Raw genomic sequence first — 23538 nt, forward strand, 5'->3', positions numbered from 1 at the left:
TATGTTTAAACAATTATTATGCAGCGCAGTCGTGGCTACCGTTATGGTTTCTGGAGTCAGCTTTGCTGACGATACCGAGCTCTATTTAGTCGATTCAACTGTGAGGACGGGCAAACGGCCGCAAGTATTATTCATCTTTGATAATTCGGGCAGTATGTCTACCGAAGATCAAAACGCGGTGAGTAACTACTGTTCGGCGGAGGCTGAGCGAAATAATGAGTGTGAATATGCCGACGGATTTGATGACTATCTCGAAGGTTATTCTGGTTATATTAATGATAAAGGTACCTATTGGAATGCGGGCGGAATAGATAACTCGAGTACTATGCCTACCCCTGATGAGCCTAAAGATGCTCGCCGTTTCTATGCAGAGAATAATAACTGTAACACCGCAGTAAATGCGCTAGCTGAGCGGGGGCGTTATACTGGCTATTTAAGAGAATACAAAAAATCTGGAAATACAGGCAAATGGGAGCCTTTAGCTAATAATAACGGCTTTAATCAAAATCAAATAGTTGATTGTTTTGAAGATATAAATAATCGCGATCCCAAAAACCCAGGGTTTGATAAGAGTAAACCGTTTGAAAATGGTTACCCTATTGATAGCACAGCGCAATATATTTATGGCTCATCAGAACAAGACAGACAATACAGTCTCGATAATAGTGAATTTGGTTTAGGTTCTCCGGTTACGCTTTATACCGCCCATTATTTGGTGTGGAATAAATGGGTAACAAGTACATCGGATGGTCAAAGTAGTGGTGGAACAGGCACTCGCTTAGAAGTAGCTAAAGAAGCGATAAAAAGTGCATTAAATGGCTTGAAAATCCCGATAGATGCAGGGTTAGCCGTTTTTAATTTGAATTACCCTAGTGATGGCTATGCCGATGGCGGGCGGATAATCTCTAGCATTAAACCAATGAACGATACGAATAAAAATGACCTTATTGCCTTGGTCGATAGCATGCCTGCAGAGACGAACACACCGTTGTGTGAGACATTATTTGAAGCTTATCAATATTTTAGTGGTGGCCCAGTTACATTTGGTAACGATGATAGCCAAGGTAGTCCGAATAATAAAATTAAGGATTATGTCCCCAATTCACCACCTAATATTTTGAGCTCGGGTAACTATAGTTCGCCTTTCAAAAAGTGCCCCGATACCGCCTACGTCATCTATATTACCGATGGCGCACCGACAATGGATAGTTCTGCAAATGGTGCCATTAAGGCGTTAACCGGTTCGGCTAAAGTCGCTGCCAATTATGACGGTTTTAATTTTGTTAATTCCAAAGGTAAAACAGAAACCAGTTATTTACCCGCACTAGCGGCTTATATGTCCAATAACGATTTAGTAACAGGAATAAAAGATGTATCGGGTGTTGATAATCGTCAAAATGTAAGGCTATTTACCATAGGGTTTTCGGATGGCGCTGATGTTGCTGCCTCTTTATTAGAAGAAGCGGCATTTCGAGGGGGAAATCCAAGAGACGATAATGGGGTGTCTAAAGGATATTATGTCGCTAAAACCGGGCTTGATTTAGTTGAGGCCATGGATGATGCATTAAAATCAATTTTATCTATTGATTCGTCATTTACCTCTCCGAGTATTGCCAGTAATAATTTCGATAAAACACAAACGTATAATTCAGCTTATTTTGCGATGTTTTTACCTAGCAGTGGCCCAAGATGGAGTGGTAATCTGAAGAAGCTTAAAGTTAACTCATCAGGGGAAATTGTTGGGCCTGGTGGTAGCTCAAAGGCGATCGACTCTAACGGTAATATTGCAGCCTCGACTTGCACCTTCTGGAACACTTGTGCCGCCAATAATATCGACGGTAATAAAGTTAATGCGGGAGGGGTTTTGCCAGCACTCAGAACAGCACTAAAAGGGCGTAATATTAAGACCAATAGTGCCGGAGCACTAATTGATATAGATGGTTCTCGATTTACGACCACCCATTCGCAAGTTGATCTTGATTGGCTCTATGGTGTCGATGTAGATGATAATGATAATGATGGTAGTGTGGTTGATGCCAGAGAAGATATCATGGGAGATCCGCTGCATTCGAAACCGCTGGCCATCAATTTTGGTGAGAAACCCAATCCAGACGGCACTGAAAATCTCGATGTTCGTATTTTAGTAGGTACCAATCAGGGGTTAGTGCATATGTTTAAAGATTCTGATTCAGGTAGCGATGATTATTCGGTTGGTGACGTGACGGAGTCTTGGGCATTTATACCTGATGAGCTGTGGCATAATGTTCCGACTTTAAGAGAGAATACCCCCACAGGAAGCCATAGTGTCTATGGAATGGATTTGTCACCCGTGGCCTATACAGAAACAGGGACTGATGGGAAAGTGAATAAAGCATGGGTTTTCCTCGGGATGAGGCGAGGCGGTGCATCTTATTACGCACTAGATATCACCAATCCAGACGCACCTAGTTTTAAATGGATGATTAATTCAGATACTGTGGGATTAGAAGATCTTGGACAAACTTGGTCTGAACCGACGGTTAGCTTTGTACCTGGCATAGAAAGTCCAGTGTTGATTTTTGGTGGCGGGATGTCATCCGCAGCAGGAAATGGGCAAGGGATATTTATTGTGAATGCAGAAACGGGGAATTTTATCAAAAAATTCACTGCAGACGATATGGGGAGCGTGCCTAATAAGGTTGCGATACTTGATAGTAATAATGATGGCATTACCGATAGAGTATACGCCTCTGATATTTCAGGTAATATCTGGCGAATGGATCTACCGTCTGCGGTTCAGAGTAGTTGGTCAGTGTTTAAGTTTGCATCGATTAGTGAAGGTCTGTCACCTAACAATAGGATGTTCTTTTCTGAACCCACTGTCGCACAAACACAGTTTAATAACATAAATAGTGAAGATGATGTTATTAGCTATCAAAATATTCCTTATGATGCCGTTACCATTGGTACCGGTAATAGAACGCATCCTAAGGACAAATCAACAAATGATATGTTTTATGTGTTTCAAGACCGTAATGTTGTCACTAAATCATACTTAGGTGATAACGCGCCTGCGCCATTGACGTTATCTAATTTGTATGACGTGACTTCTGCCGCCCCGAATACCCAGGCTGAAAATATTGCATTTGGTACTAAAAGAGGTTGGTACTTCAATTTTGAAGCAGCAGGCGAAAAGAGTCTATCTGCGTCATTGATTTTTAATGGCAAAGTGTATTTTACCTCATTTGTTCCTCCTGCAGAGTTAGAAGTCGATTTGGATGCTGGAATATGTGGTTTCTCTGGTCAGGGGCGTTTACGCGATTTCGATCTGCATCGTGGTACCCGTAGTTACAGTGAACCTTATTACGATATTGGTGAAAGGGTACCAGATACTCCACAAATTGTGATTCCTAAACCTGAAGATGGCGAAGAGTCAACGGCCTATATTATTGGTGTGGGTAAAGGGGAGTGCGAAAATGGCGAATGCAAAGGCACTATAGGACTGGGTGCAGGTTTAACCACCAATAGAATTTATTATCATTTAAATGAGTAAGCGAGTTAATGAAAAAAACTAATTTAGACGGCTTCACTTTGATAGAACTGATGATAACGGTAGCTATTATCGGTATCTTGGCGTCAATCGCTTACCCTTCATATATTGACTATATTACTAAAAGTGGTCGTGCTGAGGGGGTTGCCGCGATACTGAGGGTCGCTAACTTGCAAGAACAGTACTATTTGGATAACCGTACCTATGCGACAGACATGACTAAGCTTGGCCTTGCTGCAAGCCCGTTTGTGACCGAAGCGGGTCATTACTCTGTCACCTCGGCAGATACCAGTTCTTTTACCATCACAGCAACGGCGCAGGGGAGTCAAGCTCGCAGGGATACGAGTTGTGCGACAATCACCATGACATCTGCTGGTGTTAAAGGCCCGTCAACGGAGTGTTGGAAATGATTAAATTTATTATCGTAATATTATGTGCCGTGCCCCTTTTCGTTCTAGCTGAGGGGGGGAATAACAAACAAGATTATAAATGCCATATTAATACCGCCAAGGGAGATAAGGTGGTTTTTTATCGTTGGAAATCACAAGGTGTGGCGCTCAAAATCGCATCGCTTCCCGGTAAGCAATTAGTGGATACCAAGGGGAAAAAATATTTTATTCAAGATGTTGTTGAGTGTGTACCGTTAACAGAAGTGTTTAGCAGCGATAATTCTAAAGCGTTAGATGAGCGAACATTAAGATAGGCTTCGATAGCTATTAATATAAAGCCCTGTCATAACGACTTTTAGTCGTAATATGTTCAGGGCTTTTTATTATTTTGGTCGTGTTTATGAGCAAGTAATACCTGTCGAACCATAAGATATCAGCCCGCTGCTACTAATATTGATACTCTGTGATGAGTCGGCTTTACCGTTAGGGCAGTAGATAATGGTTCCTCCAGTTGATAAGCCTTCTGATGAAAAGGTGATGTTACCGCTAGGCCCTTTTATAGCATCCTGACTGTTAAAACCGTCGATCGCCCTCAATTCAGTTTCGGCGCCATTTGCGTTAATAAACACCCTAATGCCACCGCTCCAATCTGTTGTCGAACCACAAGAGGTTGCACTTGCAAATGGGCAGACATTGACCGTTGTGCCGTAACTAATTGCCTGGTTACGTGCAAATGCCATGATATTATGAATTTTTTCAATATTATTATTGGCACGAACACCTTCATAAATAGATATTAAAGAGGGAACGCCAATGGTGAGTAATATGCCAGCTATCACGATAGTGACCATGAGTTCGACTAGGGTGAACCCTTGTTGCGGATGTCGCATTGATATTGTCCTCGTTGTTATCGGGTTAAGTATAAGCGAGAACTTTTTCAATTTCAGTATATATAACTTATTCTTTTTAATGCCAATAAATTGGCATTAAAAAGGTTATCACACAATATGTGGCGTCGTGGGAAGAGGTTGGCATTACTTAATGCAGTTGATATCTTTTTTATTTGAAAACCGAACCCGACCAGCTTGATTAACTATAACGGCTCGTGCATTTGGGTTATCGGTAGAACTCGGGCAATAAATGAGTGTTCCATTCGTTCCTGAAGCGAGCCCGTCGGGTAAAAAACGAATCGCATCCCGATTATAAGTTACGCTATCGTTAGAATTAAATGGGCCTGTGGTTAATAGTAATTGGTCACTATTATCAAGTTGATTGAGCACGCCTGAATCGGTAAACACGGTTAATCCGTTCTGCCAATTGTCATCGCATTGGTTATCTTTTAGTGGGCAAATGGTGACGCGCAATCCGTAACTTATCGCCGCATTTCGGCCAAATTGTAATGTTTGTTGAATCTCTCTGATTGCGCTGTTTGCCCGCTGTGCATCATAAAGGTTACTTAAGCTTGGTGCGGCGATTCCGATTAAGATGGTGGCGACAACTAAAGTCACCATTAATTCGATGAGATTAAATCCATGATATTTTTTCATACTTCATCCCTGTGCGTACATAGTGATCGTATCCTGTGATCACATTCATGGGGTGTAACTTAGTGGGTCGGTTATATCGGCTGACTTAAAAATTGGCAGCAGAACTAAAGTATAGTTGTTGGAGGTTGTCGCCGCCCATTTGTTGTAGGATGTTGGTTGGTATTGTTCTTCGCCGCGGATTTTACTTCTGCTTGGTGTTGTAGATATTCAACTTCTGCGTAACCATATAGCGTGGTAAGCTAATAACAATATGTTGTTATTGCCAAATTAAGTTAAAGGGAGCGTTTGATGAAGAAAGTTGAAGCCATAATTAAGCCATTTAAGTTAGATGACGTACGGGAATCTCTGGCTGAAATTGGCATTACAGGCATGACAGTTTCTGAAGTCAAAGGTTTTGGGCGCCAGAAAGGTCACACCGAATTATATCGCGGCGCCGAATATATGGTCGATTTTTTACCTAAGGTAAAAATTGAACTTGTTATCCAGGACGAGCAATTAGAGCAGGCTATCGAAGTGATAGTCGATACCGCTAGAACGGGTAAAATTGGCGATGGTAAGATATTTGTTACCGAAATTGAGCGTGTTATCCGTATTCGAACTGGTGAAGAAAACGAAGAGGCGGTGTAATTATCGTGACTGCTACTAGTGACAGACCTTAGTCACTGGGACATCTTGTTATTGGTTGCCGTTAATCATCAAGCTATTAAAAAGCCGTTGCTACTAAACAACGGCTTTTTATTGCCTGCGTCGCGCGTCCATAACTAAGTTAACTCTTAGGATAACAGTGGGCTTGCAGAGGAATCTCTGATCACGGGCTCTGGCATAAACATATGCTCGGTTGGGGTGTCTTCTTGTTTGTTTTGCTGCGCAATGAGTAACTCGGTAGCGGTTTGGGCTATCTTATCGTTTGGCTGATGAACAGTGGTGAGTTTAGGCCAAGTTTGCCGCGAAAAAGGACTGTCTTCAAAGCCTACAATGGACAGTTCGGCGGGAATTGACACACCTTCTAAACGTGCTGCAAATAAGGCTCCTGCGGCAATTTCATCATTACAGGCGACAATAGCAGTCGGTCTTTCAGAGTTGCTTAACAGTGCTTTAGCACCTTCAACCCCAAATTCAAAAGAGTATTGACCATTAATGATATAAGTTTCATTAACGGGTAACTGGTTGTTTTGCATTGCTTGCTTAAAGCCAGCTAAGCGCTCTTTTGTCGATTCGTGCTGCTGATCACCGCTAAGAAAGGCGATCTGTTTATGGCCAAGATCGATTAAATGTTGGGTAATCGATACAGCGCCCTGTCTGTCGTTAACCAGTACGGTTAAGCCGCCATATTGATCTGCTGCTTCACCGGCAATAATACGCACATAATTAGCGTTAATGTTATCCAGTGCCGCGAGCACTTTGGGATCTTCTGACAGAGGCGGAGTGAGTACTAAGCCCGATAGGCGTGCGTGGCGCACCATATCTGTTAGTTCTTGGCAGATATTTTCGGACGTTGCGTCACAAGGATGGATCAGTAGCTCGTACCCCCTTTGTTTGCATGCTGATAAAATACCATTTTGCATATCAATGACATAGTAGGCATTTGGGTTGTCATACACAAAAGCGATGACATACGATTTGGTCCCTGCTAGGTTACGCGCGGCCACATTGGGTTGGTAGTTAAGCGCCGTAATGGCTTGATTAACCTTATCAATGGTGGCCTGCCTGACCGACGGCTCCTTGTTGGTGACTCTGGATACCGTCTTTATTGAGACTCCAGCGTACTTGGCGACATCATTTATGGTTACTTTCATCTAGTGGACACTCATTGTGATAGCTGCTAATTGCAGTCTACAGAATTTAATTTTTTCAAACGATGTACTGTATGACGACACAGCAGATCTCACTTCCCCTACCGACAATATTGCTAATTTTTATCTGATTAAGCAATCATCAAATCGATTTTAGCATTTTATTCGAACGATTCTCCTTAATCGATACTAAATCTAAACATTATTTTAAATGAATATTATCAGCAGCTTATATTCTATTTTCTAAATTAATTCTTTTTGGGTTTGTGATGGGGTAGACGATATTTTATCTCATTTGGTTATTTTGTTGTGGCGCAAGTGTTAATTGTTGTGTAATCTTTGTACTCACATGACAGCGTTGTCATTCCTGTTGAAGGAATGGGCATGAAACTAAAACGATAATAAAGTTATGGAAGGGATACGAGATGCGACCATCTACTTTTAAGAAAAGTATACTAGCTACAAATATTGCACTACTGATGAGCGGTGCAATGTCGGTTTCAGCCATCGCAGCGGAAGCTGAGGTAGAAACCGTTAATACCGATAATATTGAAAAAATCGAAGTGCGTGGTTTACGTGCATCGATGAAAGCGTCTATTAACGCTAAGCGCTTTTCTGATGCAGTTGTCGACGCTGTTACCGCTGAAGATATTGGTAAATTTCCCGATGGCGATGTGGGTGAGTCTTTAGCCCGTATCCCTGGTGTGACAGTTAATCGTCAATTTGGTCAGGGGCAGCAGGTGTCTATTCGTGGTGCTTCATCACAACTTACCCGAACGCTGCTCAATGGTCACTCAGTTGCCTCAACTGGCTGGTTTGATCAACAGGCTATTGACCGTAGTTTTAACTATTCACTACTGCCACCTGAGATGGTGAGCGGTATTGAAGTGTATAAGTCTTCACAGGCTGACATCACCGAAGGTGGTATCGGCGGCACTGTCATCGTTAAGACCCGTAAGCCGTTAGATTTAGATGCCAACACTGTGTTCCTAAGTGCTAAAGGTGATTATGGAACTATCTCAGAAGAGACAGATCCGGCGCTTTCAGGACTATACAGTTGGAAAAATGACAACGAAAACTTCGGTATTCTAGTGTCGGCAGCAGGCTCTCAAACTGAATATCAACGCAATGGTATCGAGACTTTATTGGGCTGGGGTGAAATTGTCCCCACGACATTCCAACAAGACAGAGAGCGTACGGCATATAACGTTGCAGCGCAGTATCGTCCTACAGATAAATTAGAGTTTGGCCTCACGGTAACCAGTATGGATTTAAAGGCGGATAACGCTAATACTTCTATTTTCTTGTTTCCAACTCAACAAGGTGTAAGTACCTGTAATCAAACCAATGCAGCCGGTGTTTGTACTGATATTACTCATACAGGTGAAGGCGGGTTTGCATGGGCACAAACTTGGGCTCGTCAAGCTGAGATGTCGTCTGACACCTATGACTTTGACTTTAAGTATGAAGCGGATAATTTCACTCTAGAAGGTCGTGTTGGTAATACCAGCTCAGATGGTGGCACGAGTCTAACGTCTAATTATGGTAATTCAATTGGTCAACCAGGTGACTTTGCTGGCCACTATGATGCTACCGGCGAAAAGATTCTTATCGATATTGCAAATAAAGATTTTGATGCCAGTGACTTTAATGAAAAACTGGCAACGGCTGGTTGGGCATTGAAAAAACAACCTAATACAGATGAAGAGACTTATGCGCAAGTCGATTTAACCTTCCCTGTTGACTTTGGGGCTATTACTTCAATTAAAACCGGTGTGCGCTACGCCGACCATGATGTGACTCAAGAAACTGATGCCGCTATTGTGGGTGATATCGCCGAAAAAGACGCCTCGGCTTATTATTCAGGTACCATGTCTTCAGGTGCTGGTTTTACGCTACCTAAGCCCAATTTTGATGCGATGATCAATGATGCATATGCCGCTGTTGATGGCTTTACTCGCGATAAGTCGGGTTACGGAACCTTGAACGAGAAAAACTTCGCGGCGTACGCGATGGCGAATTTTGAGGCCGATGGTATTCGCGGTAACTTTGGTTTGCGCTTTATCTCTACCGATGTCGAATCAGATTACTATGCATTGAGTGATTCAGGCCAATTTGCCGATGAGATGAGTACTGATAAGTCTAGCTATAACGATGTGTTGCCAAGTGTGAATATCGCATTTGATTTAGCTCCAGATCTGATTTTACGTACCTCTGCGGCGCAAGTTATATCGCGTCCTAACTATTCTGAGCTTTTTGCTACATCAACCTTACCAGGCTGGAATGACAACACGCCAAGCAATGAAAAACTAAACCGTGGCTCAGTTTCATTAGACCCGTTTAAAGCCACGCAAGCAGATCTTAGCTTAGAGTGGTATTTTGGCGGTGAAGGCTTAGCGTCGGTCACTTACTTTATTAAAGATGTCAGCTCATTTATTACCACTCGTCAAGAGTTGAAGCAGCAGATTGGTATTGAAGACAATAACCTTATCGCTCAAGGTGGAAGCGAATGCGGCGTTGGAATTTACGATTGCTGGACCGTCAGTGAAAAGTACAATGCCGATGGTGGTCGTATCGAAGGGATTGAATTACAACTTCAAGACTCATATGACAACGGTTTTGGCTACTCGGTTAACTACACCTTTGCCGATGCGGGTTCACCAGCGGAGAACTATCCTGATCAAGTAGGTGTCTTCTCTGACTCGTCTAAGCATACTGTTAACTTAGTCGGTTACTATGAGATGGAGAGCTTCAATGCTCGCTTGGCTTACAACTGGCGTAGTGAGTACATGATGCGTGAACTGCCAGGATTTTATGGCAACCGTCAACATGAAGACTATGGTTCACTCGACTTAAGCATGAACTACAGTATTACTGATTGGATGGACATTACCTTCGAAGCAGTTAATTTAACCGAAGAAGATAGCATACAAACAGGTGTTGCTCCGCTAGATGCCGAGGTTATCCCTGAATTTAAGGCCGATTATCCAGTGTGGAGCTTCGAAGGTGAAGCTCGATACAAGGTGGGTGTAGCACTTAGGTTCTAATCTCTGTTCTGATGATCTATCGTCATAAGCCCAGCATCTGCTGGGCTTTTTATTGGCAGCATGGCAAGGCTAAAACTCTTGCTATTAGGCTTGATAGGTCAGCTTGAAAAGCTAATACATGGGGATTTAGAGTGTCGTTATCATCACGGTGAGCGCAAAAGTGGCTTGGTAGGAGGCTGGGCGACTTACCGCTAATGATGGCTAGGTTAGTCGATATCTTGCACGGGCATAGGGCCTGCTCACATACAATTACTCGCTGTGTCATCACGACAAGGTCAGATGATAACAACTGATTCCGTGGTGTAGCTTGCTATTCTTGCTGAGTGAAGTATCAATAGAGACAGCATTATACGCTCGATATAACGCTGTCATATGACTTATTTTAAGGCGCTGCTAATAGGTTTAAACGAAGCGCTTGGCGATATGACTTTGTGTTATATCACCAAGTGTTAATGACGATTTCTCCCCACTAGATCATCGCGTGATGAGTTATTGTGGGCTGTCGTATTTATTCTGCTCAGCAATTAGTCTTGCTAATTGGTTTAACGAAGCTCTGTGAGCGTAGATAAGGGGCAGCAATCCTTTGTTTTTAAGAGCTAAAAAGTCGTCATCACTGATAGCATTAAGGTTTTCATCATCGATAACATATACGCCACTAATGTTGATGTGTTGTACGTCTTCGCCTCCCTTAATGGTGAGTTGTTGAGGGCTAAGCAGATTTTTATCAGCCAGATATTGGCATATAGCCTGTGTTTGTTGATGTAGTGCTGCAATATCCATTAAGGCGTTGGTTCGAGCAATAAGATAGTCGGTCTGTTCACCATTATCGGTAAAGAGTCTGATCCCTTCATGTTGTGAGAGTAAGGGGCTCTGCTCATCGATACAGATGATGAGTTCATCGCTTTGTGCAGATGTTTTTGCGATGGACAGAGGAGCATTACTAAACCCTAATGGGGTTACCGGCGAATGCCATTTTGCAGACTGACAATAGAGGTTTATTTTAGGTTTAATGCCCATCATTGCCACAGGGGTAAATTGACCAGTCTCGCTATTTTTCACAAACACAATCGGGAATTCAGCGGCTAAATTGGGGATCTCTCGCGCAACAACAGGGATTAAGTGCTGAGTTGAAAATCGACTGTAGTCTGTTGATTGAGCTAACTTGAAGTGCAAGTGTTTTTGTGAGGAAAGCGGTACGATTTGTGTCATTGCAGGTTACCTTTATTCAATGCATAGGCGTTAGTTTGAGTTGGCTAAAGTCAAATAGCCGCCTTTAACATTATCTCTAACGCTAATTAGTTTTATTAATTTAATGTTTTTTATTTGGCATTTTACTTTGATTGTTATTCGCGAATTCAACTCCGAAGTGCACCACTCGCTAAATTAGGCTGCCTTGCGTAATTCATTGAATACCGCAACAGGTTGCCTGAAGCCGAGGCACTTTCTCGGTCTGGCATTTAATGCCCGTTCAATCTCACTAATTTGCCTATCTGTTACCGTCCGCAAATCGGTGCCTTTCCGTATGTATTGCCGCAGCAAACCGTTGAAGTTTTCATTCAGTCCGCGTTCCCAGGACGAATAAGGGTTAGCGAAGTAGACATCCGTTTTAAGCTTTTCTGCGACCTGTTCGTGGTCACAGAATTCGCTGCCGTTGTCTGCAGTGATAGTTCGAACATAACCTCGATATTTCCACAACATGCCAACCATTGCCCGGGCCACATCGGCTGCGCTTTTCGCTGGCACTTTGCGTATCAGGTACAGCTTACTTTTCCGCTCAACCAGGCTGACAATCGCGCCCGTACCTTGCTTGCCCAGAACCGTGTCAGCTTCCCAGTCTCCGAACCGCTTTTTCTTGTTCACGATAGCGGGACGATGCTCTATGCCAACGCGATTCGGGATAATCACACGATTCGCGCGGTTACCTTTACGGTATCTTCGGTGACTCTGGCGTAGCTGTTTGTACAACTTGCCGCCGCATAATTTATCTCGCTGGACATAGCCATAAATCCACTCGTGACTGACGTTATATCCGATGATTTTACCGACACCGGCTATTTGTTCTGGACTCCACTTCTCATTGAGACCGAACTCAACAAAGGTGATGGTCAGTCCAGATACTCTAGACTTCGCGGACTGACAACGGCGTTTTAATGCCTTCGCCTGAGCGACTTCCGGCAAGTAATGGTTATCCCGAATTCGATTGCGATTTACTTCCCGGCTTATTGTACTGTGACTTACTTTCAGACGTTTTCCTATCTCCCGATAACTGAAACCCTCGCGTAAATAGGCCTCAATCTGGTATCGTTGTCCCTCGATCAACTGCTTGTAATTCATGGTAACTACTCATGTTTGTTTGGCGACTACAGAGTATCACCAACAGGCAGTTGATCTCTCCTCACCGTTTAACCATGAGTGGTGCACTTATTATCTGAATTCGGGTTTTGCTAATCGAGCTAATGTTGCTCGTTTTACCCCAAATAGTAAGAGCCGGTTTTATTGGCACCATAATGTCTAGTCATTAAGCAATTATTTTCTTTGCGCTAAAATAAGTGATTGCGGCGTTCACGTGTATGTTTATTAACGCATTTATTATTCGCGTAAGCATTGCATCCCTAGGCGTGATGGTCGAATAAACTGAGCTCAATTGTTACCGCACCATTAACCTCGCTTGGGTTACATTTAAGAGTAACACGACGATGTTATCAATTGTTGATTGTATTGTTGTGGAATTGTTGCTTTATTTTGTAACTCTAGATTGTGCCAATCTGGATGGATATATCAATGATTAAGTTAAAAAAAGCATGTTTTGTCAAAAAAATGTAGATATTCTGTTTTTTGTTGTGTAAGTTTACAGATGACAGCGTTGTCATTTGCTTGTGTGGCATCTCTGTTTGTAAGGTTTGCATGATGTAGGAAGAGGTCTCTTACATGCATGTGTTTGGCAGTTACCGCTTGGGTCAATCAAGCGTAATTGTGTTTGATGTTTCCTATAGTCTCTCCCCAGATGCTAGAGATAGCTAGGTGCTTTATTCTGTGAATAACAGTTACTGCACCTAGCATTTTTTTATGGCGATTTTTAGTGATTAATAGCGAAGCATCATAGTGGCTAACGGCCTTTAAAGTCGCTGTCGTGAAACCATTATTCGGCGTCATTGGCATGCAAAATACTGTGTTAATCATAAGTTGAATATATGCCATTGCGTATCGCTAAAGCCCGCAAATTCGGTATCACGCTTTGTGGATAAGATAATAGAGGAAGCCCATGAATAATAAACTTGTCGCAATCGCGGTGATGCTCACCTTATTCGGTGCAGCGTGTAGCGAAAACCCACTCGAGGTGATATCTCAGCCAAATCTTCAATCTGAATCTCAGCCCGCAGCAACGACCAATGCTGCCGCTGCCATTACGCCTGCATCTCAAAGCGGCACGATATCGCAACAGCAGTTACATGATTTTGCCAACACCTTGGCCGTCACCTATGCAACGCTGACTAACTATCCGCAGCAATGCACCAGTAGCGGTGTCGATGGGCGCTGTTTTGCCGCGCAAATCACTTTTACATCGACAATTGATTTTAAAGCGCGCGACTGGGCGATTTATTACAGCCAACTGCGGCCAGTTAAGGCGGTGTTATCACCGCAGCAATCGCCCGAGTTATCACCAGAGTTTGCTATTACCCATGTCAAAGGTGATCTACATAAAATTACCCCCACCGAGCAGTTTGCCGGTTTTGAGGCCGGGCAAACATACACTGTGGATTTTATCGGGGAGTTATGGCAATTATCTGAAACGGATGCGATGCCTAATTACTATATTGTGGCGCCTGGACTTGAGCCTGAGGTGATTGCCAGCACTCGCTTGGGTATCGATCCTGATACTGGCATGGAGACGCGCCCCTACGCCGTGGCATTTGTCAGTGAGCAAACTCAATATAAGCGCAGTGATACCGATACGCTTAAATGGGCCAAGGCTGAGGTGTTATTTGAGGCCAATGCCCAGGTGCAGCCGGAGCCGACACTTGCTATTAACACCATAATTCCTACACCTAAATCGCAAATTATCGACAGTGCTGCACCAGCGGTGTCACTCAGTTCTGGCTATAAGTTATCAGCTACAGAGGTCAAGCGTAGCGCAATTGATGCAGCATTGGCACGCCTTGAGCGCCTTGGTGTTACCGAGCAAAAGCAGGGGATATCGTTGACGTTACGCCCCTTAACGAAACCACTGATGGCAGGCGGTTATCAACTCTCCATCACACCTGATAACATTACGATCCGCGCTGGCGATGATGCCGGATACGCCTATGGTATCGCTTCGCTCACTAGCCTTATCGATGTGAATACGCTTAGCGTAAATACCATGCAGATTGAAGATGAGCCAAGATATGCCTTTAGAGGCATGCATGTCGATGTGGCGCGTAACTTTCACAGCAAGCAGTTTATCTTAGATCTGCTCGATCAGATGGCAGCCTATAAGCTTAACAAGCTGCACCTGCATATGGCCGATGACGAAGGCTGGCGATTAGAGATTGATGGCCTGCCCGAATTAACCGACATTGGCAGCAAACGTTGCCACGATTTGCAGGAAAATCGCTGTCTGTTACCGCAGCTGGGCAGTGGCCCCGACGCCGCGAGCGCTGTTAATGGTTATTACACTAAAGCCGATTATATCGACATCCTTAAATATGCTAACGCGCGCCAAATCCAAGTGATCCCCTCGATGGATATGCCTGGACATTCGCGCGCTGCCATTAAGTCGATGGAGGCGCGCTATCGTAAGTTGTTGGCAAAAGGTGATATTGCGGCGGCGAATCAATATCGTTTAATCGATCCCCAGGACACCACACAATACGCCTCAATCCAATATTATGACGATAATACGCTTAACGTGTGTCTGGAGTCTTCATTCGATTTTGTCGGCAAAGTGGTCGATGAGATAGCCCTGCTACACCAGCAGGCAGGCCAGCCATTGACCGTCTACCATATTGGCGCCGATGAAACGGCAGGCGCTTGGATTGAGTCGCCAGTATGCCAAGCGTTTTTACGCAATAACGATAAAGGCGTGGCCAGTAAGCAAGATTATGGCGCCTATTTTATCGAGCGCGTCGCCAATATTCTGGCTGAAAAAGGCATAGAGGCAGCGGGGTGGAGCGATGGCATGAGTCACACTCGCCCAGAGCGGATGCCGGCTAATATCCAGAGCAATATTTGGGATGTGATCTCCCATGACGGTTTTAAGCGTGCACACAAACAAGCTAATTTACAATGGGATACTGTGCTGAGTAATCCTGAGGTGCTCTATTTTGATTTTCCTTATGAGGCCGATCCGAAAGAGCATGGCTATTACTGGGCAAGTCGTAATACCAACGAGCGCAAGATTTTTAGCTTTATGCCCGATAACCTCCCCGCTAACGCTGAGCAGTGGACCAATATCGAAGGCCAACCTTTTACCGCTGACGACACCATTAAACTCAATGAGCAAGGGCAACGTCTCAGTGGTCCCTTAGCCCAAGGGATGACATTTCGTGGCCTTCAAGGGCAAATATGGAGCGAGACTATTCGTAGTGACGATGTTGCCGAATATATGATTTTTCCGCGTTTATTAGTACTGGCTGAGCGTGCTTGGCATCAAGCCGACTGGGAAGTGCCATATCAGTACCAAGGGGCTATCTATCATCAAGATAGCGGCTTCTTTACTGATGATATGCGCGCCAAGCAGCTGGCTCAATGGCAGGTATTTGCCAACACGCTTGGTCATAAAGAGTTGCTAAAACTTGATATGGCCAATATTGCCTATCGAGTGCCGACCCTAGGGGCGCGTATTAAAAATAGCATGTTGCAGATTAACCACTTCTATCCTGGTTTGCAGGCCCAATACCGACTGAATGGGGGGCAGTGGCAACCTTATACTCAACAAGTCGAGGTTGAGGGCAAAGTCGAGGTCAGAGGCGTGGCGGCGGATGGGCAGCGCAAAGGGCGCATACTCAGCGTCAATTAATCAGCTGGAATTTGAGAGTGACAACCTACTATCAGGGGCACTCTTTTCCTGCTCCACCATCAACTGGCCGCGGCATGACTGAGCCTTTTTGATGTGGTTTTACTTAGGTTTTCGATGCGAAGTTTGCAATATCAAGAGCAATAATCAATTCGATGCTAGATGGCATGTTAGTTGTCTATCGATAGCAATAAAATAAATGACAACGCTGTCATTGTTGTTGTAACATTGTATTAACTTGCAGTAGCGACCCAAAGTTATGGTTTCGATTAACGGTAATTTTGGATATTAACACGGTAAAAGAGGTCCGTAATGGGATTGAATCAGACGAAGGATACGCCCTTATACATAGGTATAGATGGTGGGGGAAGTAAATGCCGTGCGACCATCTATACTGCAGATAATCGTATTTTAGGCAGCGGCGTTGCAGGGCGCGCTAATCCACTTCATGGTTTATCGCAAACCTTTGAGTCGATTCAACAGTCGACCGCGCTGGCGTTAACCGATGCAGGATTAGCCTTAAGCGATAGCCGCCAGCTCATTGCCGGATTAGGGCTAGCAGGGGTTAATGTGCCGCACCTATACCAGCAAGTAGCAAACTGGCAGCATCCCTTTGCGCAAATGTATGTCACAACCGATCTACACGCCGCCTGCATTGGCGCCCATAATGGAGGCGATGGTGCGGTTATCATCACCGGTACGGGGTCGTGTGGTTATGCCCATGTCGGTGAGCAATCTTGTTGCCTGGGTGGCCATGGCTTTATGTTAGGCGATAAGGGCAGCGGCGCTTGGTTAGGGCTAAAAGCGGCCGAACAAGTGCTGTTACACCTCGATGGCTTTGCGCCGCCAACGGCGCTAACTGAGCGTTTACTAGCATATTTTAAGGTGCACGATGCCATGGGGATCGTGGCGCATTTAGCCGGACAATCCTCCAGCAGCTATGCCACGCTGGCACGGACGGTGTTAACCTGTGCCAATGATAATGATGAGGTCGCCAAAGCGATTGTGACCGAAGGCGCCGCTTATTTAAGTCAGCTGGCCCATAAACTGTTTGAGCTTAATCCACCACGTTTTTCAATGATTGGGGGCTTAGCCGAACCGTTAGTACCTTGGTTAGATAGCGATGTTGTGGCCAACATAGCGCCGGTGATCGCGCCGCCAGAATTTGGTGCCGCTTACTATGCCCGCCAGCAGGTGGCCGCACAATCCACCACACGTTAACTATTGCACGCCGCCAGCGTTAACGGCTTCAGGGGACATTAGTTATGCTACAAACTTTCATTGCTGAACGGCTGTTTGATGGTGAGCAGTTTCATCATCAGCTGCCCATCACGCTAGAAGATGGTCATATTCGCGTATTTGATACGGTATCGGGCGTTGAGCCCATTAAACTGACTGGCACCTTAGTGCCTGGGTTTATCGATATACAGGTGAACGGCGGCGGTGGAGCACTGTTTAATGCCGACCCCAGTGTTGAGTGTATTAACACCATAGGCCGGGCTCACGCGCAGTTTGGCACGACAGGATTTTTACCCACCCTGATCACCGATAAGGTAGAGGTGATGCAGCGTGCTGCCGATGCTGTAGCCCAAGCGATAGCTCAAGGTTGTCATGGTGTGCTTGGGGTGCATTTTGAGGGCCCGCACTTATCGGTGCCCAAAAAAGGGGTGCATCCGCAATCGCATATTAGGCGTATTTCTGATGCGGAATTAGCCATCTTTAGCCGCAACGACTTAGGCACCAAAGTCGTTACCTTAGCACCAGAAAATGTCTCCACTGAAGTGATTGAGGCATTAGTCGCGCAAGGGGTTAGGGTCTGCTTAGGCCATTCTAACGCCGATTATGACACGGTAGTAGCAGCCTTGGCTGCGGGGGCCACCGGCTTTACGCACCTATTTAATGCCATGTCACCAATGGGGTCGCGGGAGCCAGGCATGGTCGGCGCCGCCATCGAGAGTCGTGACGCCTGGTGCGGGTTGATTGTCGATGGTCACCATGTACATACCGCTGCCGCTAAAGTCGCGATTTACGCTAAACCTAAAGGTAAGGTGATGCTAGTGACCGACGCCATGCCGCCTGTCGGTATGGCGCAAGATGCCAGTTTCGAACTATTTGGCACGCAGGTGGTTCGCCAAGGCTCGCGTTTAAACGCGGTGACAGGTGAACTGGCGGGCTGTGTACTTGATATGATGGGAGCGGTGAATAATAGCGTCAACTTACTCGGATTATCACTCGATGAAGCACTGCGCATGGCAGCTCTCTATCCGGCGCAGTTTATCGGACATCAGGCGCAGCGGGGACAGCTGAGTGTTGGCGCCAAGGCCGATCTGGTACTGTTAGACCAGCACAAGGTACAGCAAACCTATATTGCTGGGCACTTGGTGTATCAAGGCTAACGCATTTGAATCAATAACAGGCCCTAAAAGTCATGCTTTTAGGGCCTCGCGCTATCTAGTGATAGATAAACTACATCTTTATAAACATCATAGGAAGTATGCCGATGCAAGCCGAACAGGCCAAGATGGCTAAGCCGAGATTAATGTCACTCGATGCTTTACGGGGCTTCGATATGTTTTGGATCTTAGGCGGTGAAGCCCTATTTGCCGGCCTCTTCGCTTTGACCAGCTGGCAAGGTTGGCGCATTGCCGATGCTCAGATGCAGCACAGCCAATGGCACGGGTTTACCTTTTATGATTTGATTTTTCCGCTATTTATTTTCCTTTCGGGCGTTGCGCTTGGCTTATCGCCTAAGCGGCTTGATATTTTGCCTTGGTCTGCTCGCTGGCCTGTGTATCGTCACGCAGTAAAACGTTTGTTATTACTGCTATTTTTGGGTGTGCTTTATAACCATGGTTGGGGTGTCGGGGTGCCGGCATCCTTGGATGATGTTCGTTATGCCAGTGTACTTGGGCGCATTGCCTTTGCCTGGTTTTTTGCCGCCATCTTAGTGTGGCATACCAGTTTGCGTACTCAAATTATCGTGGCGCTGGGGTTGCTGATTGGCTACGGTGCGATGCAATTGCTGCTGCCAGTACCGGGTGGGGGGGCAGGTGATTTATCGATGGCGGGTTCGATTAATGCGTATGTCGATAGTCATTTTCTCCCCGGGATCACCTACCAAGGACGAGCGACGGATCCCGAAGGGATACTATCCACTTTACCCGCGGTGATTAACGCCCTTGCTGGGGTGTTTACCGGGCGCTTTATTGTTAAAACGCACCCCAAAGGGGAGTGGACTAAAGTGGCGCTGTTGCTGCTGATTGGCGTTAGCGTATTAACCTTAGGCTGGTGGTGTGATGGCTTTTTGCCAGTAAATAAAGATCTGTGAACCAGCTCGTTTGTGTTGGTCACTACCGGCTGGAGCTTGTTGTTACTTGGCGTATTTTATGCGCTGGTGGATGTGCTGAAATGGCACAAATTGGTTTATGTTTTCGTGGTCATCGGCTGTAACGCCATCATCATCTATTTAGCCTCTAGTTTGGTGAAATGGGACTATATGGCACGCAGTCTCTTTGGTGGACTCATCGATGCATTACCCGCCAATGCGCAGATGTTGCCCGCCACGCTCGCCTTATTGCTGGTGCAGTGGTTGTTACTTTTTTGGATGTATAAGCGTGACATCTTTATTAAGGTGTAATTGTTGCGGCTGAGTGGGTTGCTAGGCTTTAGCCTGTTAAATCCAGCTGTTAGTGGTAAATTTAATAAAAACCCAAAATGACAGCGTTGTCTTTTTGGGTTTTATGTTTTAACATCGGTGAAACAAGGTGGCAAAAAGTCTGGTTGGATAAGCGTCGCCATTGTCATAAGTACCATTATCAATACTGAGCCGGTATAGGTTAATCCCATACCAATATATTAATTACTATAAGAAACTTGGCTTATGGAAATGACATTAAATAGCGAAAATAAGCGCAGCAGCGTGATCCCGATGGCGATTGTCGCAGGACTGTTCTTTATCTTAGGTTTTGCGACGTGGTTAAATGGGTCGTTAATGCCTTACCTCAAACAGATCCTACAACTCTCTCCCCTACAAGCGTCGTTAATCCTCTTCTCTTTTTATATTGCGGTGACATTTACTGCCTTACCCTCGGCATGGGTGATCCGCAAAGTAGGCTACAAGAGTGGTATGGCTTTAGGTATGGGGATCATGATGTTGGCGGGCTTACTCTTTATTCCCGCGGCTAAAACACAAATATTTGCGCTGTTTTTATTGGCTCAGTTAGTGATGGGGACTGGGCAAACTTTACTGCAAACAGCGGTAAACCCTTACGTGGTAAGAATTGGTCCAGAAGAATCGGCAGCAGCGCGCGTTAGCGTAATGGGGATTTTAAATAAAGGTGCGGGTGTGATTGCCCCTATGGTGTTTACCGCACTCATTTTAGACAGCTTTAGTGATCGCGTCGGCATAGAGCTTACCCAAGTTCAAATTGATGAAATGGCTAATAGCCTAGTGTATCCCTATATGGGAATGGCGTTATTTATCGGCTTTTTAGCCATTTTAGTGAAGAAGTCGCCATTACCTGAGCTGGCGAAGGAAGATGATGAAACCTTAAGCGGTAAAGGGCACACTCGCGAAGCGTTATCGCACCCTAATCTTGCCTTAGGTGTGGTTGCGCTATTTTTCTATGTCGCGGTTGAGGTCATTGCTGGCGATACCATAGGTATTTTTGCCTTAAGTTTAGGGATCGAAAAATACGGTGTCATGACCTCATATACCATGATCTGCATGGTGTTAGGTTATATCTTAGGTATATTAACTATTCCGCGCTTTATCTCCCAACCCACGGCATTAACCATCTCGGCAGTATTAGGTATCTTGCTGACGATGGGGATTTTATTGGGGAGTAATGAGTCCTATGTGATAGCCAACGCCCTATTGGTACCCTTAGGTGGAGTCATGCTGCCCGACACCTTGTTGATGATCGCCTTTTTAGGTTTAGCTAACGCCATTGTGTGGCCTGCTGTGTGGCCTTTGGCGTTGTCGGGTATGGGTAAGTTGACCAGTACAGGCTCTGCGTTACTGGTGATGGGGATTGCCGGTGGTGCGTTTGGTCCTTTATTCTGGGGGATAACCAGCTCTGCCACCTCTTTGGGATTACAAGGCGGCTATATGGTGATGCTACCTTGTTATCTGTTTATTCTGTTTTATGCCCTGAAAGGCCATAAGATAAAAAGCTGGAAGTGAGCCAGTGATTGAATAACATGATTATCAAAAGGAGCGCAGGCTCCTTTTTTTATGCGCTATTTTTATTGATAACAAGGCGCTATCTTTTGCTTATTTAAAGCCATTCAAGGGCAGGTTGGTATTGCGTGGCAGAGGATTACTTGGGCGTGGAACCATGACGTTTGCCTTTCGCCACACAAGCAAGGGCGCTTAGATAAATACATGATAAGCTTGGCTTAATCAATACCGCTTGACCGCTTGTTGATAAGCTTATGATAAATTTTAGGCATAAAAAAACCACTCAAAGAGTGGTTTTTTTATTTTTATGGTGCCGGCACCAAGAGTCGAACTCGGGACCTACTGATTACAAGTCAGTTGCTCTACCAACTGAGCTATGCCGGCTTAACTGTTACATCTAAATAGTGGTGCCCGAACCCGGAATCGAACCAGGGACACGAGGATTTTCAATCCTCTGCTCTACCGACTGAGCTATTCGGGCAACTAAACTAAGCGTTAGTTAACTACTTCAAACCAGGTGTTTGTAACCCGTCTCGTTTGGAGTGCGCGTATAATATAGCGATGATATTTTTCCTGCAAGTGCTTTTTTAGATAAATTTAACTGCATGGTCAGTTAGTGTGCTAAGTGGTTTTTTTTTATCAAAAACGCTGTTTTTTGATACTGATTTTGTGCGTTACCAGTATCGAAAGTGGCCTCAATCGCAACTGTTTTCGGCAAAAGCTTGCCTCGTTTGAGTCGAGTTATCTGGTGATTGTCAGCTAATTCTAAAAAATAGAACGTTATTGGCTAAATTACGCGCTATTCCCCTATTAAAATCGAAAGTAATATTAGCAACAGAATGAAGTGATAGGTTAAAACCATGATTAAGAATACGCAGAACCGTTATGGTGCGGTCAGTATGGTATTACATTGGGCATCGGCACTGGTGGTGATCGGCTTATTTGGGCTGGGTTTCTGGATGGTGGAATTAACGTATTACAGTAGTTGGTACCAAACGGCGCCAGCATTACACAAGAGTATGGGGATTCTACTGCTGCTTGCCACCGTTGTTCGCTTGATGTGGCGCTGGGGCAATCCTAAACCTTTGCCGTTACCACAGCATAAGCGTTGGGAAAAGCGGCTCAGCTCTTGGGTGCATGCTCTGCTGTACCTATTGTTAATGGCCATTTTTGCCAGCGGCTACCTGATCTCTACCGCCGATGGGCGCAGCATACCAGTATTTGAGTTGTTAGAGCTGCCCAGTATGGGCGAGTTATTTGCAGGCCAAGCCGATATAGCAGGCTTGGTGCATCAATATTTGGCCTATAGCCTTATTGGTTTAGTTATTGTTCACGCCCTAGGGGCGATTAAGCATCATATAATAGATAAAGATTCTACATTAATCAGAATGACTACATTTAAGGAGATAAAATGAAACAGGGTATGTTAAGCAGCGTTATTGCAGGTGCACTTATGATGTCGGCCCAAGTAAATGCCGCCGATTATATTATCGACACGCAAGGCGCCCATGCCTCGGTGCAGTTTAGTGTGAGTCACCTAGGTTACAGCTTTGTGGTGGGGCGTTTTAATGACTTTTCAGGTGATTTTAGTTTTGATAACAGCGATATTGGCGCCTCTAAGGTCAATGTCACTATCAATACTGCCAGCATCGACTCTAATCATGCTGAGCGTGATAAGCATCTGCGTAGTAGTGATTTTTTAAATGTGGCTAAGTTCCCTAAAGCTACCTTTACGTCGACATCTGTAGATCCACAAGGTGATGGCGAGTTTGTACTTAAGGGGCAGCTGAATCTTAACGGTGTGACCAAAGATGTCGCTATCGATGCCCATTTGGTGGGTGAAGGTCAAGACCCTTGGGGCGGTTATCGTGTTGGCTTCGTTGGCCAAACTGAACTCGCACTAAAAGATTACAATATTAAGATGGACTTAGGGCCAGCCTCCAGTCATGTTACTTTAGACTTAGTGGTTGAAGGTATTCGCCAGTAAGCTTAAAGCTTAGGTAGGTTCATCATGGCTTACCTGCTTGCTAATATAAGTAAGCAGGTAAGCTAAATA

At 45.0% G+C, this 23538-nt stretch carries 16 protein-coding genes, 2 tRNA genes and 1 pseudogene; 12 read left to right on the top strand and 7 right to left on the bottom strand.

Going from position 1 to position 23538, the window contains the following annotated elements; genetic code table 11:
• The first annotated feature begins 1 nt into the window (after position 1).
• From AC0VXX_RS04585 to AC0VXX_RS04595, 3 genes are read left to right on the top strand one after another with little or no spacing between them, the layout of a single operon-like run.
• A complete protein-coding gene (locus tag AC0VXX_RS04585) occupies positions 2 to 3532 on the top strand; it encodes a pilus assembly protein (RefSeq protein WP_475516115.1) in 3531 nt (1176 codons plus the stop codon).
• Between the two features lie 8 nt (positions 3533 to 3540).
• Positions 3541 to 3939, top strand: a complete 399-nt coding sequence (locus AC0VXX_RS04590) for a type IV pilin protein (protein WP_475516116.1) — start codon at positions 3541 to 3543, stop codon at positions 3937 to 3939.
• Positions 3936 to 4232, top strand: coding sequence for a TapY2 family type IVa secretion system protein (locus AC0VXX_RS04595; protein WP_475516117.1), 297 nt, complete (start codon positions 3936 to 3938; stop codon positions 4230 to 4232). Before AC0VXX_RS04590 ends, AC0VXX_RS04595 begins: the two co-directional genes overlap by 4 nt.
• An 84-nt stretch (positions 4233 to 4316) precedes the next feature.
• Here AC0VXX_RS04595 and AC0VXX_RS04600 read toward each other — a convergent pair whose 3' ends face one another.
• Positions 4317 to 4808, bottom strand: a complete 492-nt coding sequence (locus AC0VXX_RS04600) for a GspH/FimT family pseudopilin (protein WP_475516118.1) — start codon at positions 4806 to 4808, stop codon at positions 4317 to 4319.
• Positions 4809 to 4952: 144 nt separating this feature from the next.
• Positions 4953 to 5465 (bottom strand): GspH/FimT family pseudopilin, encoded by a 513-nt coding sequence (locus AC0VXX_RS04605; protein ID WP_475516119.1) that lies wholly within the window; start codon positions 5463 to 5465, stop codon positions 4953 to 4955.
• A 288-nt stretch (positions 5466 to 5753) separates the two neighbouring features.
• Between AC0VXX_RS04605 and AC0VXX_RS04610 the strand changes: the two genes are divergently transcribed.
• On the top strand, positions 5754 to 6092 hold the full coding sequence (locus AC0VXX_RS04610; RefSeq protein ID WP_475516120.1) for a P-II family nitrogen regulator: 339 nt from the start codon (positions 5754 to 5756) through the stop codon (positions 6090 to 6092).
• A gap of 146 nt (positions 6093 to 6238) precedes the next feature.
• Here AC0VXX_RS04610 and AC0VXX_RS04615 read toward each other — a convergent pair whose 3' ends face one another.
• Positions 6239 to 7261: a LacI family DNA-binding transcriptional regulator gene (locus AC0VXX_RS04615; RefSeq protein WP_475516121.1), complete on the bottom strand. Its 1023-nt coding sequence runs from the start codon at positions 7259 to 7261 to the stop codon at positions 6239 to 6241.
• 422 nt (positions 7262 to 7683) lie between these two features.
• Between AC0VXX_RS04615 and AC0VXX_RS04620 the strand changes: the two genes are divergently transcribed.
• Complete coding sequence (locus AC0VXX_RS04620) at positions 7684 to 10305, top strand: TonB-dependent receptor (protein WP_475516122.1); 2622 nt, start codon at positions 7684 to 7686, stop codon at positions 10303 to 10305.
• Positions 10306 to 10794: 489 nt separating this feature from the next.
• Here the strand turns inward: AC0VXX_RS04620 and AC0VXX_RS04625 are convergent, their stop codons facing one another.
• Both AC0VXX_RS04625 and AC0VXX_RS04630 read right to left on the bottom strand, forming a co-directional pair.
• Positions 10795 to 11514 (bottom strand): SapC family protein, encoded by a 720-nt coding sequence (locus AC0VXX_RS04625; protein ID WP_475516123.1) that lies wholly within the window; start codon positions 11512 to 11514, stop codon positions 10795 to 10797.
• Positions 11515 to 11688: 174 nt separating this feature from the next.
• Positions 11689 to 12639 carry an IS30 family transposase gene (locus tag AC0VXX_RS04630; RefSeq protein WP_475516124.1) on the bottom strand — a complete coding sequence of 317 codons (951 nt, stop codon included), beginning with the start codon at positions 12637 to 12639 and terminating at the stop codon, positions 11689 to 11691.
• A gap of 928 nt (positions 12640 to 13567) precedes the next feature.
• Here AC0VXX_RS04630 and AC0VXX_RS04635 point away from each other — a divergent pair.
• From AC0VXX_RS04635 to nagP, 5 genes and pseudogenes are all read left to right on the top strand, one after another.
• Complete coding sequence (locus AC0VXX_RS04635) at positions 13568 to 16303, top strand: family 20 glycosylhydrolase (RefSeq protein WP_475516125.1); 2736 nt, start codon at positions 13568 to 13570, stop codon at positions 16301 to 16303.
• A 309-nt stretch (positions 16304 to 16612) separates the two neighbouring features.
• Positions 16613 to 17521 carry an N-acetylglucosamine kinase gene (nagK, locus tag AC0VXX_RS04640; RefSeq protein WP_475516126.1) on the top strand — a complete coding sequence of 303 codons (909 nt, stop codon included), beginning with the start codon at positions 16613 to 16615 and terminating at the stop codon, positions 17519 to 17521.
• Between the two features lie 44 nt (positions 17522 to 17565).
• The gene (gene nagA, locus AC0VXX_RS04645) at positions 17566 to 18696 is read left to right on the top strand and encodes an N-acetylglucosamine-6-phosphate deacetylase (RefSeq protein WP_475516127.1); all 1131 of its coding nucleotides are present in this window, start codon (positions 17566 to 17568) and stop codon (positions 18694 to 18696) included.
• 104 nt (positions 18697 to 18800) lie between these two features.
• Positions 18801 to 19937, top strand: a pseudogene (gene nagX, locus AC0VXX_RS04650) (transmembrane glucosamine N-acetyltransferase NagX).
• A gap of 243 nt (positions 19938 to 20180) precedes the next feature.
• Positions 20181 to 21485, top strand: coding sequence for an N-acetylglucosamine MFS transporter NagP (nagP, locus tag AC0VXX_RS04655; RefSeq protein WP_475516128.1), 1305 nt, complete (start codon positions 20181 to 20183; stop codon positions 21483 to 21485).
• A gap of 305 nt (positions 21486 to 21790) precedes the next feature.
• On the opposite strand, the gene AC0VXX_RS04660 is transcribed toward nagP, so the two are convergent.
• Both AC0VXX_RS04660 and AC0VXX_RS04665 read right to left on the bottom strand, forming a co-directional pair.
• A tRNA-Thr gene (locus AC0VXX_RS04660) sits at positions 21791 to 21866 on the bottom strand.
• A 21-nt stretch (positions 21867 to 21887) separates the two neighbouring features.
• Positions 21888 to 21963, bottom strand: a tRNA-Phe gene (locus tag AC0VXX_RS04665).
• 379 nt (positions 21964 to 22342) lie between these two features.
• Here AC0VXX_RS04665 and AC0VXX_RS04670 point away from each other — a divergent pair.
• A complete protein-coding gene (locus tag AC0VXX_RS04670) occupies positions 22343 to 22897 on the top strand; it encodes a cytochrome b (protein WP_475516129.1) in 555 nt (184 codons plus the stop codon).
• Positions 22894 to 23469, top strand: coding sequence for a YceI family protein (locus tag AC0VXX_RS04675; protein ID WP_475516130.1), 576 nt, complete (start codon positions 22894 to 22896; stop codon positions 23467 to 23469). Before AC0VXX_RS04670 ends, AC0VXX_RS04675 begins: the two co-directional genes overlap by 4 nt.
• Positions 23470 to 23538: the final 69 nt, after the last annotated feature.

This window comes from Shewanella sp. QJM3NY_23, assembly GCF_056173105.1.

Bases quoted from the DNA above. Each gene is read 5' to 3' on its own strand.
- AC0VXX_RS04605 (WP_475516119.1), bottom strand. From the start codon at position 5,465: ATGAAAAAATATCATGGATTTAATCTCATCGAATTAATGGTGACTTTA.
- AC0VXX_RS04635 (WP_475516125.1), top strand. From the start codon at position 13,568: ATGAATAATAAACTTGTCGCAATCGCGGTGATGCTCACCTTATTCGGT.
- AC0VXX_RS04670 (WP_475516129.1), top strand. From the start codon at position 22,343: ATGATTAAGAATACGCAGAACCGTTATGGTGCGGTCAGTATGGTATTA.
- AC0VXX_RS04630 (WP_475516124.1), bottom strand. From the start codon at position 12,639: ATGAATTACAAGCAGTTGATCGAGGGACAACGATACCAGATTGAGGCC.
- AC0VXX_RS04615 (WP_475516121.1), bottom strand. From the start codon at position 7,261: ATGAAAGTAACCATAAATGATGTCGCCAAGTACGCTGGAGTCTCAATA.
- nagA (WP_475516127.1), top strand. From the start codon at position 17,566: ATGCTACAAACTTTCATTGCTGAACGGCTGTTTGATGGTGAGCAGTTT.
- AC0VXX_RS04610 (WP_475516120.1), top strand. From the start codon at position 5,754: ATGAAGAAAGTTGAAGCCATAATTAAGCCATTTAAGTTAGATGACGTA.
- AC0VXX_RS04600 (WP_475516118.1), bottom strand. From the start codon at position 4,808: ATGCGACATCCGCAACAAGGGTTCACCCTAGTCGAACTCATGGTCACT.
- AC0VXX_RS04675 (WP_475516130.1), top strand. From the start codon at position 22,894: ATGAAACAGGGTATGTTAAGCAGCGTTATTGCAGGTGCACTTATGATG.
- AC0VXX_RS04585 (WP_475516115.1), top strand. From the start codon at position 2: ATGTTTAAACAATTATTATGCAGCGCAGTCGTGGCTACCGTTATGGTT.
- nagK (WP_475516126.1), top strand. From the start codon at position 16,613: ATGGGATTGAATCAGACGAAGGATACGCCCTTATACATAGGTATAGAT.
- AC0VXX_RS04590 (WP_475516116.1), top strand. From the start codon at position 3,541: ATGAAAAAAACTAATTTAGACGGCTTCACTTTGATAGAACTGATGATA.
- nagP (WP_475516128.1), top strand. From the start codon at position 20,181: ATGGAAATGACATTAAATAGCGAAAATAAGCGCAGCAGCGTGATCCCG.
- AC0VXX_RS04620 (WP_475516122.1), top strand. From the start codon at position 7,684: ATGCGACCATCTACTTTTAAGAAAAGTATACTAGCTACAAATATTGCA.
- AC0VXX_RS04595 (WP_475516117.1), top strand. From the start codon at position 3,936: ATGATTAAATTTATTATCGTAATATTATGTGCCGTGCCCCTTTTCGTT.
- AC0VXX_RS04625 (WP_475516123.1), bottom strand. From the start codon at position 11,514: ATGACACAAATCGTACCGCTTTCCTCACAAAAACACTTGCACTTCAAG.